11 protein-coding genes are annotated in these 14,143 nt (G+C 44.6%); all 11 read right to left on the bottom strand.

Annotated features, from left to right (window positions below):
* Nucleotides 1-30: 30 nt before the first annotated feature.
* The 11 genes from lonB to ilvB all read right to left on the bottom strand — a co-directional run bounded on the left by lonB (nt 31) and on the right by ilvB (nt 14,034).
* On the bottom strand, nt 31-1,689 hold the full coding sequence (lonB, locus tag ACMX2I_RS07325) for an ATP-dependent protease LonB (RefSeq protein ID WP_414956582.1): 1,659 nt from the start codon (nt 1,687-1,689) through the stop codon (nt 31-33).
* Between the two features lie 153 nt (nt 1,690-1,842).
* Entirely contained in the window at nt 1,843-3,105 is a 1,263-nt protein-coding gene (clpX, locus tag ACMX2I_RS07320; RefSeq protein WP_087992336.1) for an ATP-dependent protease ATP-binding subunit ClpX, read from the bottom strand.
* A gap of 271 nt (nt 3,106-3,376) precedes the next feature.
* Nucleotides 3,377-4,651, bottom strand: coding sequence for a trigger factor (tig, locus tag ACMX2I_RS07315; protein WP_087992337.1), 1,275 nt, complete (start codon nt 4,649-4,651; stop codon nt 3,377-3,379).
* Nucleotides 4,652-4,877: 226 nt separating this feature from the next.
* Nucleotides 4,878-5,882 (bottom strand): DNA damage checkpoint antagonist DdcA, encoded by a 1,005-nt coding sequence (gene ddcA / locus ACMX2I_RS07310; RefSeq protein WP_414956581.1) that lies wholly within the window; start codon nt 5,880-5,882, stop codon nt 4,878-4,880.
* A 118-nt stretch (nt 5,883-6,000) separates the two neighbouring features.
* Nucleotides 6,001-6,600 (bottom strand): 3-isopropylmalate dehydratase small subunit, encoded by a 600-nt coding sequence (gene leuD, locus ACMX2I_RS07305; protein WP_414956580.1) that lies wholly within the window; start codon nt 6,598-6,600, stop codon nt 6,001-6,003.
* A 12-nt stretch (nt 6,601-6,612) separates the two neighbouring features.
* Nucleotides 6,613-8,031 carry a 3-isopropylmalate dehydratase large subunit gene (gene leuC / locus ACMX2I_RS07300; RefSeq protein WP_414956579.1) on the bottom strand — a complete coding sequence of 473 codons (1,419 nt, stop codon included), beginning with the start codon at nt 8,029-8,031 and terminating at the stop codon, nt 6,613-6,615.
* A 50-nt stretch (nt 8,032-8,081) separates the two neighbouring features.
* Nucleotides 8,082-9,179: a 3-isopropylmalate dehydrogenase gene (gene leuB, locus ACMX2I_RS07295; RefSeq protein ID WP_414956578.1), complete on the bottom strand. Its 1,098-nt coding sequence runs from the start codon at nt 9,177-9,179 to the stop codon at nt 8,082-8,084.
* A 20-nt stretch (nt 9,180-9,199) separates the two neighbouring features.
* Nucleotides 9,200-10,756, bottom strand: a complete 1,557-nt coding sequence (locus ACMX2I_RS07290; RefSeq protein WP_289347822.1) for a 2-isopropylmalate synthase — start codon at nt 10,754-10,756, stop codon at nt 9,200-9,202.
* Nucleotides 10,743-11,771 (bottom strand): ketol-acid reductoisomerase, encoded by a 1,029-nt coding sequence (gene ilvC / locus ACMX2I_RS07285; RefSeq protein ID WP_087992343.1) that lies wholly within the window; start codon nt 11,769-11,771, stop codon nt 10,743-10,745. The genes ACMX2I_RS07290 and ilvC overlap by 14 nt, the downstream gene beginning before the upstream one ends.
* Nucleotides 11,772-11,794: 23 nt before the next feature.
* Complete coding sequence (gene ilvN, locus ACMX2I_RS07280) at nt 11,795-12,313, bottom strand: acetolactate synthase small subunit (protein WP_003222543.1); 519 nt, start codon at nt 12,311-12,313, stop codon at nt 11,795-11,797.
* Nucleotides 12,310-14,034 (bottom strand): acetolactate synthase large subunit, encoded by a 1,725-nt coding sequence (ilvB, locus tag ACMX2I_RS07275; RefSeq protein ID WP_414956577.1) that lies wholly within the window; start codon nt 14,032-14,034, stop codon nt 12,310-12,312. The genes ilvN and ilvB overlap by 4 nt, the downstream gene beginning before the upstream one ends.
* Between the last annotated feature and the right edge of the window lie 109 nt (nt 14,035-14,143).

Raw genomic sequence — 14,143 nt, 5'->3', positions numbered from 1 at the left:
CATAGAAAAAACCCTATTTTACAAATAGGGTCAGACGGATTCCTTATTGATTTGCATATTAAACGGTTTTTGTTCTGTTGGCGGATTCACTAAAATTTCATCAAGCACTTCCTGGAACGTCTTCACTGCAATAATTGTGATTCCGTCAATCTGCTTTAGGATCGTCTGCTGATTTTCATACGGGATGATCACTTTTTTCGCACCGGATTGCTTAGCTGCTTTTATTTTCGGAATCACGCCCCCAATGGGTTTTACAAGACCATTCAGGCTGATTTCGCCCGTCATGGCAACAGTATTGTCAATTGGGATTTTGTGAATCGCCGAGAAAATTCCTGCTGCCATGGCGATGCCTGCCGACGGCCCGTCAATCGGAATCCCTCCTGGGAAATTAACGTGTATATCATAATCAGACGGCTTCATTCCCATTGTCCGGAGGACGGTTAACACGTTTTCAACCGACCCCTTTGCCATGCTTTTTCGCCGGATTGATTTTGATTGGCTGCCGATACTCTCTTCTTCAGCTATTCCTGTGATATTAATGGATCCTTTGTCCTGAGCCGGGCTTACACTCACTTCGATTTCCAGCAGCGATCCGCTATTAGGTCCGTATACTGCAAGCCCATTTACGATGCCGATTTGCGGTTCAGCGCCGATTTTCTGCTCGTGCTTCGGAATAAGCTGGCTGGAATGAATAACCCATTCAATATCCTCAATCGTAATGTCTTTCCGATTCTCTGTTACCGCCATTCCCGCCGCGATTTGAATCATGTTAACAGCTTCCCGCCCGTTTCGCGTAAAGCTGGTCAGCAGATCCAGACCTTCAGCAGAAATGTTTTTTTCAATTTTATCTGCTGCTGTTTTGGCAACTGTTTTCAATTCATCCTTTTCAAGCTCACGGAAAAATACCTCTAAACAGCGGGATCGGATAGCTGGCGGAATTTCGTTCGGCATTCTTGTCGTTGCACCAATCAGGCGAAAATCAGCTGGCAGCCCATTTTGAAAAATGTCGTGAATATGATTCGGGATTTGTGTGTTTTCCTCGCTGTAATACGCGCTATCTAAAAAGACTTTTCTGTCCTCAAGCACCTTCAGCATTTTATTCATTTGAATAGGATGCAGCTCACCTATTTCATCAATAAACAGCACACCGCCATGGGCATGGGTAACAGCACCCTGCTTCGGCTGCGGAATCCCCGCCTGTCCCATCGCTCCTGCCCCTTGGTATATGGGATCATGGACAGAGCCGATGAGCGGATCGGCAATTCCTCTTTCATCAAAACGAGCTGTTGTCGCATCAAGTTCCACAAATACAGCCTGCTCTTTAAACGGCGATTGTTTATGTTTTTTCGCTTCTTCTAACACAAGCCGTGCAGCAGCTGTTTTTCCGACGCCCGGAGGCCCGTAGACAATGACATGCTGAGGATTGGGCCCGCACAAAGCGGCCTTTAATGCTTTAATGCCGTCTTCCTGCCCAACAATATCTTGAAAGCTTTTGGGGCGGACCTTTTCAGATAATGGCTCGGACAAGCTGATGGCACGCATTTTCCGAAGCTGCTCCATTTCCTTCTTCGATTCCTTATCTATCGTGACCTTTTGTGTCCTTTGATTTTTAAGCAAATTCCAAAAATACAAACCGATGATGATCCCAAAAAACAGCTGAATAAATAACGCGATCCCTGTCCAACTCATGATGGTCCCTCCTGAAAAAACAATTTATGTATCCAATTCATTCCTCTGAATGCTAGTATCTCCCACAGAAGACGGGAATAAACGTTTTTCCGGAAGAGTTTGCACGACAAAAAACCTCCTGAATGTCACCACTCAGGAGGTTTGTGCTTATCTTTATGCAGATGTTTTATCTTGGCTTACCTCAGTGCCGTCTTTTAATAAGAGGCGGGGAAGCTCTCCGTGTGTCACAGTTGCCCCGGTAATCACACATTTTTCAATGTCATCACGAGAAGGCAGATCAAACATCACATCAAGCATGATGCCTTCAATGATAGAACGGAGTCCACGCGCTCCAGTCTTACGTTCAATTGCTTTTTTAGCAATTTCAGAAAGCGCTCCTTCTTCAAACTCAAGCTCAACATTGTCAAGCTCAAGCATTTTCTTGAATTGCTTAACAAGAGCGTTTTTCGGTTTTGTTAAAATCGCAACCAATGCTTCTTCGTCAAGCTTTTCAAGGCTCGCAATAACCGGAAGACGTCCGATGAATTCAGGAATTAACCCGAAGCGGAGCAAGTCTTCAGGAAGCACTTTTGAAAGAAGATCTTCTTTCTCAAGATCAGCAGCTTTATTGTCCCCACCGAATCCAATCACTTTTTGACCTAAACGGCGTTTGATGATTTGCTCGATACCATCGAAAGCACCGCCGCAAATGAACAAAATGTTTGTTGTGTCAATTTGAATGAATTCTTGATGAGGGTGCTTACGTCCTCCTTGAGGCGGCACGCTTGCCACTGTACCCTCAAGAATTTTAAGCAATGCCTGCTGTACACCTTCACCTGACACGTCACGTGTAATAGACGGGTTTTCTGATTTTCTTGCCACTTTATCGATTTCATCAATATAAATAATGCCTTTTTCGGCTTTTTCTACATCATAATCAGCAGCTTGGATGAGCTTCAAGAGAATATTCTCTACATCTTCACCCACATATCCAGCTTCAGTCAAAGACGTAGCGTCCGCAATCGCAAACGGCACATTTAAAATGCGGGCCAATGTTTGCGCCAGAAGGGTTTTACCGCTTCCTGTTGGACCGATTAATGAAATATTACTTTTTGAAAGCTCAACATCATCAACTTTACTGTTGGAGTTAATACGCTTATAGTGGTTATACACAGCAACAGCGAGTGATTTCTTCGCTTGATCCTGTCCGATGACATATTCATTTAGAATTTCGCGAATTTCCTGAGGCTTCGGTACGTCTTTAAATTCTACTTCTTCTTCAGTTCCGAGTTCTTCCTCCACAATTTCAGTGCAGAGTTCGATACATTCGTCACATATATATACACCAGGTCCGGCTACAAGCTTACGAACCTGATCTTGTGTTTTTCCACAAAACGAGCATTTTAATTGTCCTTTTTCCTCGTTAAATTTAAACATTCTTTCACCCCTTAATCTTGTCTCACTTTTTCTTTTACCGGCAGAGCAAAAGAAAATGATTCTTGAAACGAACGAGTATGTATTGCATTTTACCATACTTTCCAAAAAGACGGTAACAATGTGTTTCTGACTTGCACATTCTATATGTATGACAAAAAACAGCCCTGCATTAACTATCTTGCCCCAAGAAAAAGAGATATATCATAATTGTACAAAACAAGGCACGAATGATTCGCGCCCTGTTTTATTATTACTATTATTATGCACCATATTAACGGTTTTCTACAAGAAAATCAATTGCTTTGCGAACTTTTAAATCTTCTTTCATCGCGTCAGTAGAACCGATGGCTTGTTTAATATTTTCAACAGGCATGTTGTATGCTTCAGCCATTTTAGAAAGCTCAGCATCAACTTCCTCATCTGATACTTCAAGGTTTTCCGCTTTCGCAATCCCCTCAAGAGTCAGGTTAGATTTAACGCGTTTTTCAGCATCTTCTTTCATTTGCTCTTTTAACGCAGCTTCATCTTGTCCAGAGAATTGAGTGTAAAGCTCAAGGTTCATGCCTTGCATTTGCAGACGCTGTTCGAATTCCTTCAGCATGCGGTCAAGCTCAGTGTCGACCATTGCTTGCGGTACATCGATTTCAGCATTTTCAGAAGCTTTCAGAACAAGCTCTTCACGCAATTTAGCGTCAGCTTCGTTTTCTTTCGCTTCTTCTAAACGTTTCTTTGTTTTTTCAGTTAATTCAGCAAGTGTTTCCACTTCTTCATCGATATCTTTTGCGAATTCATCGTCAAGCTCAGGAAGCTCTTTCGCTTTGATTTCGTGAATTTTCACTTTGAACACTGCTGGTTTGCCAGCAAGCTCTTCAGCGTGATACTCTTCAGGGAATGTCACTTCAACATCCTTCTCAGCGCCTGCTTCAAGGCCGACTACCTGCTCTTCGAAGCCAGGGATGAATGAACCAGAACCTACTTCAAGAGAGTAGTTTTCTGCTTTTCCGCCTTCGAACGCTTCGCCGTCAACGAAACCTTCGAAATCAAGAACAACTGTGTTTCCTTCTTCAACAGCGCCTTCTTCTTTTACAACAAGCTCAGCTTGACGCTCTTGAAGCGCTTTTAGTTCGTTTTGAACATCTTCGTCAGTTACAGTTGCATCGTCTTTTTCAACGCCCAGGCCTTTGTATTCGCCAAGCTTCACTTCAGGTTTCACCGTTACTTTCGCAGTGAAGATTAAGCTTTCGCCTTTTTCGATTTTTTCAACATCGATTTCAGGACGGTCTACAGGCTCGATTCCAGCTTCTTCAACCGCTTTAGGGTATTCTACAGGAAGAAGAATATCCAAAGCATCTTGGTAAAGAGCTTCTACGCCAAAGCGCTGTTCGAATAATCCGCGAGGAATTTTTCCTTTACGGAATCCAGGAATTGAAACTTGTTTTACTACTTTTTTAAATGCATCATCAAGTGCTGTTTTAAACGTTTCAGCATCAACTTCAACCGTTAAAACGCCTTCGTTGCCTTCTTGTTTTTCCCATTTTACAGACATGTGTTTCCCTCCAAAAATCTATTCAGGTTGTGTCGGTCTTCCATTCTAAAGCAATCATTCGGCTTCGTCCAACAAAAACAAAGCTGCCAAAGATCAGAATCATTATGTATAGATGTTAATAATGAACTCAAAGCCTGTCCAACCGTATTTCTTATAACCCGTTATACACAAATACAACCATTATATTATAACATAACACATACCGCTTTCAACTATATGGCGCGATTTACAAATAAGAAATTTCTTCAATATCTTTTATCATCGTGCACGCTTCATCGAGTTCTCTGTCGGTAAACTCATACATCATATGAAGTTCTTCTCTTTCAATTTCAATCCCATGCATCTCGTAACCGACTTTATGCAGGGCAGCCGCCCAAAGGTCAGCCGAAAGCAATTTCGGCTGGAACGGATATAAAACATATAAATGTCTTCTCCACAGTTCTTCAACTGCCGCATATAAGGTTGGATTTTCATTTCCAAGTGTCTCATCCAGCACCCGAAGAACACCGTGTAAAATCGGTGCGGCATCAGGCGGGACAATCTCAGACGGTTCAATTGTCAGCGACTCGCCAAATTTAGTAATGTGCACGGGTTTGCTATACTCATGCTCAGCCAACAGCATGACGATCATCGTTTTGATATTCGGGTGAGCTGAGGGGTCTTGAAGGATTGTTTTGAGCAGACCTGTATACTTCGCTACGTTCCGGTCTTTTAAAGAATGAATTAAATTCATTTGCTCCTCAGGGCTTGCCAGCACTTTCTCCGTGTCAATTGTATCCTCATATTCCTCGGCCCAAGCCTCGTCTTCACGTTCCGGATCGGTCATTTTCCGGCTGAAATCAAGCAGCTTATAAAATTGTTCGGCACTTTCCGCAGGCAGCTGGTTTTCTTCCAAAACAGCTTCAATCGTGCTTTTGACTTCTTCGTATTTTTTGAGCTGAATTAAGATGGTCATGTACACCTGTAAAACCGTAAAATAATGGCCGTAACCTTCTTTGAGCATCTTTTCGCATACGCTTTCTGCCTCTTCCAGTTCGCCCAGCTCTAAAAAGCAGATGGCCATCCCTAAGTGAAGATCGGATTCAGTATCATCATATTTCATCGCTTCTGAAAACAGATCAAGCGCTTCTTGATACTTTTTTTCCTTCAGTGATGACATCCCTTTTTCCACAAGACGGTCTTTCAGATGAGGAAAAGGAATAATTTTTGCGTTTTTCTTGTCATGCGTCATACCTATATTCCTTTCAGGCATTTATTTTGTTCAAGTGTATCAACACCTGCGAACAAAAACAAGGAATGAAAGGTTTCGCCAGGCGAAAAAAGCCGCCGGACAAATGCCGGCAGCTTTTTCAGGCTTGAAGCCAAGAGCTTCTTTGTGATTCAAACTGCTTGATTTCATCTTCCAGCAAAAGCGTTAATGAAATTTCATCATAGCCGTTGATGAGCATCTCTTTCCAATGCGGATCAACTTCGAATGAAATTTGATTGCCTTCACTATCACGAATAAGCTGATTTTCAAGGTCAACAGTCATTTGCAATGACTGGTTTTCATACTGACCGACAAGCGTTCTCCAATTGTCATGTGGCATACGAATCGGCAGCATACCGTTTTTAAAGCAGTTCTGGTGGAAAATATCAGCAAATGACGGCGCGATAATGATTTTAAACCCATAATCATCAAGCGCCCATGGAGCGTGTTCACGTGATGAGCCGCACCCGAAGTTTTCTCCTGCTATTAAAATGGAAGCCCCTTGATATGCAGGCTGGTTTAATTCAAATTCAGGGTTCGGGTCACCTTTCGCATCATATCTCCAATCAAAGAATGCAAATCGGCCGTAGCCTGTTCTTTCAATCCTCTTCAAAAATTGCTTAGGAATAATCTGGTCTGTGTCAACATTGATTCGATTTAATACGGCCGCTTTCCCCGTATGTGTTTTCAAAGGTTCCATCTCGCGCACTCCTTACACAACTGTTTTTTCCTGATAAAACTTTCTGACATCAACGAAGTGTCCGTGAATGGCAGCCATCGCAGCCATTGCCGGGCTGACGAGATGTGTTCTTGCACCTTTTCCTTGTCTGCCCTCGAAGTTGCGGTTAGAGGTTGACGCACAGCGCTCTCCCTCAGGAACAACGTCATTATTCATGCTTAAACACATACTGCAGCCTGACTCTCTCCATTCAAATCCAGCTTCCAAGAAAATCTGGTCAAGCCCTTCTTTTTCAGCCTGAAGCTTTACGCTTTGAGATCCGGGAACGACGATGGCTCTTACGCTGGCAGCTACCTTCTTCCCTTTGATCATATCAGCAGCCTGGCGAAGGTCAGTCATGCGGGAATTTGTGCAGGAACCGATAAATACGTGATCCACTTTGATGTCTTGAATTTTCTGATGGGGGGTCAGCCCCATATATTCATAAGCGCGAATCGCTTCTTTTTTGTCATCTTCTGCGGAAAAGCTTTCCGGCGCAGGAACTTCAGAATCGACAGGAAGAACCATTCCCGGGTTGATGCCCCATGTCACCATAGGAGAAATTTCGTTGCCGTCAAGGACGATAGATTTATCGTAAACAGCGCCAGAATCTGTGCGCAGCGCCTTCCATTCCTCTACGGCCTTGTCAAATTCTTCGCCTTTTGGCGTGTATTTGCGGTTTTGGCAATATTCAAATGTCACTTCGTCAGGTGCAATCAACCCTGCTCTTGCCCCTGCTTCAATTGACATGTTACACACGGTCATTCGTTCATCCATCGTCATATTTCTGAATACTTCCCCAGTGTATTCAATGACGTAGCCAGTGCCGAATTTCACCCCGTATTTACCAATGACAGCAAGAATGACATCCTTTGCCGTTACCCCTTTTTGAAGCGTTCCGTCTACGCGCACTTCAAGTGTTTTCGGACGCTGCTGCCAAAGTGTCTGTGTGGAAAGGACATGCTCAACTTCACTTGTCCCGATCCCGAATGCAAGGGCGCCGAATGCGCCATGGGTTGATGTATGGCTGTCGCCGCATACGATCGTTTTCCCCGGAAGCGTTAAGCCCAGTTCAGGACCGACGACATGGACAATCCCTTGATCCACACTGTGAAGATCGGCAAGGCGCACGCCAAATTCTTCACAGTTTCGTTCAAGCGCCGTCACTTGGCGTTTCGCAACTTCATCCTTTATCTCAAAACGATTGACGGTCGGGATGTTGTGGTCCATTGTCGCAAATGTGTTTTGGGGTCTTCTGACCTTTCTTCCCTTTTGTCTCAACCCTTCAAATGCCTGAGGAGACGTCACCTCATGAATAAGATGCAAATCAATATAGAGAAGATCCGGTTTCCCCTCACCACGTTTGACAATATGCTGATCCCAAATCTTTTCGATGATTGTTCGAGGCATCATCTTTTATTTCCTCCCTCTACCTATGAACTAAGACCGCTTAACGTAAGCTGTCACACATTAGAAATTGTATTTTCACTCATAATTAATGTCTTAACTTCCTTTGTAATGGCCTGAGTGCTGCTGAACTCTTCGCCTCGTGCCAAGTCTCTTGTTCTTTTTCCGGAAGCCAAGACTTTATTAACCGCATCTTCTACAGCTTTCGCTTCCTCTTCAAACCCGAAAGATGTCCTCAAAAGCATTGCCGCTGACAATATGGCCGCGAACGGATTTGCCATCCCTTTACCGGCTATGTCAGGCGCGGATCCATGAACAGGCTCAAAAAGATGAAGACCTGAACTTGACAGGCTGGCTGACGGGAGCATTCCGAGTGAGCCTGTAAGCATGGACGCTTCATCGCTTAAAATATCGCCGAACATGTTTTCAGTCACCACGACATCAAATTGATTCGGTGCATAAATCAGCTGCATGGCCGCGTTGTCCACAAGCATATGCTCCAGCTTCACATCAGGAAAGTCTTTTGCAACGTCCTCTGCCACTTCACGCCACAGCCTGCTTGATTCAAGAACGTTCGCTTTATCAACAGAGGTCACTTTGCCTTTTCTGGCTGCCGCCATTTTAAAGCCCTCTCTGATCACGCGCTCAATTTCCGTCCGCTTATAAAACAGTGTGTCTACAGCTTCCTGCTCACCTTCAGTGTTTACATAACGTTTGCTCGGCTGGCCGAAATACAAGCCGCCTGTCAGCTCACGGACGATAACGAAATCAACGTTATCAATATATTCTTTTTTCAAAGGTGAAGCGTCAGAAAGGCTTTCAAACACCTTCACAGGCCGCAAATTCGCAAATAAATCTAGCTGTTTTCTGATGCTGAGCAGCCCTTTTTCCGGTCTCAGCTCCGAAGGATTTTGATCCCATTTCGGTCCGCCCACAGCGCCAAGCAATATAGCGTCCGCATTTTTACAAGCCGAAACGGTTTCCTCCGGGAGGGGGTTGTTATGTTCATCAATCGCCGCCCCTCCGATCAGGCCATATTCAAATTCAAAATCATGTTTAAAGCGTTCGGCAACACTTTTCAGTACGTCTGTCGCTGATTCTAATACCTCAGGGCCGATCCCGTCTCCGGGCAATAGAGCAATACGTTTCTTCAAGTTAACCGTTCTCCTTTCTTTTATGACCCGACAGCTGTATGGTTTTTAAGTCCACTCATATTCGACTGGAAAACCAATTGACGGTTGACTGCGTTCAAATAGGCTTTCGCTGAAGCTTCTAATACGTCTTGCGCTATGCCCCGCCCTGCTGATTCTTTTCCGTTCAATAAAACTCTTACATACACCTGGGCAAATGCGTCTTCGCCTTTTCGATTGGACTGAATGCGGTAGTCCAAGAGCTCCACGTCTTTATCGATGCAGCGCTCAAGCGTGTTGTAGATCGCTTCCACGCTTCCTGCTCCAGTTGCCGCTTCCTGAATAAGCTCTGCGTTTTCTTGATTTTTCAAAGAAAGGGTTGCCGTAGGAACCTGGCTTGTTCCGTAATGCACTTGTAAGGAAAGAAATTCATACCCAATCTTGCGGTCTGTTACTTTTTCTTCTAAAATAAGAGAAACAAGATCCTCATCAGTGATTTCTTTTTTCTTCTCAGTCAACTCTTTGAACATCGCAAAGAATTTATTAATCTCTTCACTATCAAATTGGAATCCTAAAGCAGTCAGCCGGTCTTTAAATGCGTGGCGTCCGGAATGTTTACCCAGGACCAGCGCATCAGCTGTTACACCGACAAGCTCCGGTGAAATAATTTCATAAGTCGATTTTTCTTTTAAGAAGCCGTCCTGATGGATGCCTGATTCATGAGCAAATGCATTATCGCCCACAACCGCTTTATTGCGCGGAACAGCCATACCTGTCAGCTTGCTTACTAAATCGCTTGTTCGCTTAATCTCGTTCAATGTAATGCCTGTTTCAACTTGATAGAAATCTTTTCTGATATGGAGGGCAACGGCAATCTCCTCTAATGCCGCGTTTCCGGCTCTTTCACCGATCCCGTTCACAGCGCATTCGATTTGATCAGCGCCATTTTCAATCGCAGCAAGAGAGTTTGCGACTGCCATTCCCAAATCATCATGACAGTGGGCTGAAAGCTTTGCTTGATGAATGTTCGAAACGTTTTCCTTCATATATTTAAAGATATTTCCGTATTCCGCTGGAGCCAGGTAGCCGACCGTATCTGGAAGATTGATAACACTGGCGCCTGCGTCAATGACTTTCTCGACGATTTCCGCTAAAAACGGCAGTTCAGTTCGGCAGGCATCTTCAGCTGACCATTGCACAACCGGAAAACGCTCTTTTGCGTATTTCACCATTTCAACCGCTCTTTCGATGACTTGCTCACGAGTCATTTTCAGCTTGTGTTTCAAGTGAATGTCCGATGTGGCGATAAATACGTGAACTCTCGGGTAAGCACCGTCCTTTAACGCTTCCCAAGCAGCATCAATATCACCTTTTACACAACGGGCAAGACCAGTCACTGAACAATTTTTAATGGTTCTTGCAATTTCCTGAACAGCTAAAAAGTCACCTCGGGACGAAGCGGGAAACCCCGCTTCAATGATATCTGCCCCGAGTCTTTCGAGCTGCTTTGCTATGGCAAGTTTCTCCTGTGTATTTAAGTTCACGCCAGGGGACTGTTCACCATCACGAAGCGTCGTGTCGAAAAAATTAATTTTGCGCAACGGAGACCACCGCTTCCTTCTTCTTGCCTTGTTTCACAAACGGCATCATTTCACGAAGCTTTCTTCCCACCACTTCGATTTGATGTTCGTTTTCGCTCGCATTGATCGCGTTGAAACGAGGACGGTTTACTTGGTTTTCGACGATCCACTCTTTTGCAAATGTCCCGTTTTGGATATCTTTTAATACTTCTTTCATAGATTCTTTTACTTTAGCGTCCACAACGCGCGGCCCTGATACGAAATCTCCCCACTGTGCTGTGTCAGAGATTGAATATCTCATGCCTTCAAGTCCTTCTTCGTACATAAGGTCTACGATTAATTTCAACTCGTGCAGACACTCGAAGTACGCAAGCTCAGGCTGGTAACCTGCTTCAGTTAATGTTTCAAATCCAGCTTTTACAAGCGCGCTTAATCCTCCGCAAAGAACTGCTTGCTCACCGAACAAATCTGTTTCTGTTTCTTCTTTAAATGTCGTTTCCAAAACGCCCGCTCTAGCGCCGCCGATTCCTTTTGCATACGCAAGGGCTTTGTCTCTTGCTTCTCCAGTCACATCTTGGTAAATCGCGAACAATGCCGGCACGCCAGCTCCTTGCTCATATGTTCTTCTTACCAAGTGTCCCGGACCTTTAGGCGCTACCAAGAATACATCTACATCCGCAGGAGGAACAATTTGATGGAAATGAACGTTAAATCCGTGAGCGAACACCAATGATTTTCCAGCTGTCAATTCATCTTTGATTTCAGCTTCGTATACTTTTTGCTGCTGTTCATCCGGAAGCAGAACCATGATGATTTCAGCTTGGGCTGCCGCTTCTTTTACTGAAAATACTTTATGTCCGTCTTCTTGAGCTTGCGTGAAAGATTTCCCTTGTCTAACACCGACGATCACGTCAACTCCGCTTTCTTTAAGGTTCAGGGCATGCGCGTGACCCTGCGAACCGTACCCGATAACCGCTACTGTTCTCCCACTCAATACGTTTTCTTTGATATCACCGTTATAATATACTTTTACCATTTCAATCTCTCCCTTGTTATGTTTTATACAATAGATATTGTTTTATTGGATGACGCCTTTTGCTGGGTTCCCCTCGCAAAAGCCGTTGTACCTGTTCTCGCGATTTCTTTAATGCCATAAGGTTTTAACAATTCAATAAGCGCTTCAATTTTGTTAGATTCGCCTGTCACCTGAACAACGATGCTGTCTCTGCTGACATCAACGACAGAGGCTCTGAACGGTTCTATAATTCCATTAATCTCTGATCTCGTTGACGGTGCGGAAACGACCTTGATTAAGGCCAGCTCCCTCTGGACAATCGATTGATTCGTGATGTCTGTGACTTTCAGGACATCAATCTGTTTGTTGAGCTGTTTTGTCAGCTGTTCAACATCATTTTCTCCTTCTACGTGAACGACAAAGGTGATTCTGGAAACGCCGGTTGTTTCTGTGTGGCCAACTGTAATGCTTTCAATGTTGTAATGTCTTTTTGTAAATAGACCGGTGATCCGGTTTAATACGCCGGAACGATTCACCACAGTCAAAGTGATAATTCTTTTCAAGGTTTCACCCCCACCATTTCATGCAGCCCTTTCCCCGGAGCCACCATCGGGAATACTTTTTCTTCTCTGGCAACCCGCACGTCAATGACAACCGGCTCTTTTGATCTTAATGCCTCTTCCAGCTTTTCTTTCGCTTCCGCATCCGATGAAATTCTGATGCCTTTAATGCCGTATGCTTCTGACAATTTGACGAAGTCAGGCTGAGAAGCAAATTTAGATTCTGAATAGCGTTCTTCATAGAAAATTTCCTGCCACTGTCTGACCATTCCGAGACAAGCGTTATTTAAAATGATGACTTTGACCGGAAGATTCAATTCGCGAATGACATCGAGTTCTTGGAGCGTCATTTGAAAACCGCCGTCCCCGAGAACCGCCACTACAGTAGCATCTTTATCCGCCAGCTGTGCGCCAATCGCTGCCGGAAGGCCGAATCCCATCGTTCCAAGTCCGCCTGATGTGACCCATTTATCTGCTTTTTGGAACGGATAGAATTGCGCTGACCACATTTGATGCTGGCCGACATCCGTTGCGACTATAGCCTCGCCATTTGTAAATTGATGAATATATTCAATTAATTTCTGTGGTTTAAAGCCTTCTTCTTCATTATCTACATACCAGAGCGGGTACTCTTCTTTCCATTCGGCGAGCTGTTTTTTCCATTCGCCTGAATCGCTTTGTCTGCCGTCTTGTTTGATTAGCTCCTGCAGGACAATTTTGCTGTCTCCGACTACAGGAATCTGTGTTTTCATGATTTTTCCGATTTCAGCCGGATCAATATCGATGTGGGCAATCTTTGCGTTTTTTGCAAAGTGCTTCAGGTTTCCTGTGACGCGGTCATCAAAACGGGCACCGATACTGATTAAAAGATCACAATCATGAAGGGCCATATTGGCTGTATACGTTCCGTGCATTCCCGCCATCCCTAGGAAAAGCGGGTGGTCAGCCGGGAAGCCTCCGAGCCCCAAAAGGGTGTGTGCCACTGGGATTTGCTGCTGTTCTGCATAATTTTTTAATTCTTCTGACGCTTTTCCGTGCAGTACGCCCGCCCCCGCCAAGATCACCGGTTTCTTTGCGCCGCTTACGGCTTCCACAAGCTTGCGGACCTGCAAATAATTCGGCTCGATAGTCGGCTGGTATCCCGGGAGATTCATCTCATGATCATAGTTGAATTCTCCTTCAATTGTTGCTACATCTTTCGGAATATCAATCAATACAGGTCCGGGTCTTCCAGTTGTTGCAATATGGAACGCTTCTTTAATGATGCGCGGCAGATCTTCCGGCTGGCGAACCTGATAGCTGTGTTTTGTCACCGGCATGGTAATTCCTAAAATGTCCGCTTCCTGAAATGCATCACTCCCGATAACGGATGTGGCTACCTGCCCTGTAAAGACGACTAATGGCAATGAATCAATCATGGCATCCGCCAGGCCTGTAACAAGGTTTGTCGCTCCCGGGCCTGACGTGGCAATGACGACACCCGGTTTTCCGGAGACTCTTGCGTATCCTTCCGCTGCATGGATCGCACCTTGTTCGTGACGGGGAAGGATATGTACCAACCCTGAATTGTAAAGCTTATCGTAGATCGGAAGCACAGCCCCGCCCGGATAACCGAATATCATGTCTACTTTCTCTTTTTTCAATGATTCAATCAGCATTAATGCTCCGCTCATCGTCTGTGTACATTTGGCAGACGCCGAATCCACCTGTACATTAGTCCCCATTTTAGTTCCTCCTTTTGGATTTTCATCCTCTAAAGATCAATCGTTTTATTAGTTTGATAGCTGACTATTCAATAAAAAGAGCCTTTCCACCCACAATCAGCCGCGCAGT

This window comes from Bacillus sp. SW14, from assembly GCF_047608225.1.
GTDB lineage: Bacteria > Bacillota > Bacilli > Bacillales > Bacillaceae > Bacillus > Bacillus subtilis_G.
The sequence above is the reverse complement of the archived record's forward strand: the minus strand, read 5'-3'. Positions and strand labels throughout refer to the sequence as shown.

Coding starts and splice junctions, on each gene's coding strand:
- lonB (WP_414956582.1), bottom strand. CDS start 1,689: ATGAGTTGGACAGGGATCGCGTTATTTATTCAGCTGTTTTTTGGGATC.
- clpX (WP_087992336.1), bottom strand. CDS start 3,105: ATGTTTAAATTTAACGAGGAAAAAGGACAATTAAAATGCTCGTTTTGT.
- tig (WP_087992337.1), bottom strand. CDS start 4,651: ATGTCTGTAAAATGGGAAAAACAAGAAGGCAACGAAGGCGTTTTAACG.
- ddcA (WP_414956581.1), bottom strand. CDS start 5,882: ATGACGCATGACAAGAAAAACGCAAAAATTATTCCTTTTCCTCATCTG.
- leuD (WP_414956580.1), bottom strand. CDS start 6,600: ATGGAACCTTTGAAAACACATACGGGGAAAGCGGCCGTATTAAATCGA.
- leuC (WP_414956579.1), bottom strand. CDS start 8,031: ATGATGCCTCGAACAATCATCGAAAAGATTTGGGATCAGCATATTGTC.
- ilvC (WP_087992343.1), bottom strand. CDS start 11,771: ATGGTAAAAGTATATTATAACGGTGATATCAAAGAAAACGTATTGAGT.
- ilvB (WP_414956577.1), bottom strand. CDS start 14,034: ATGGGGACTAATGTACAGGTGGATTCGGCGTCTGCCAAATGTACACAG.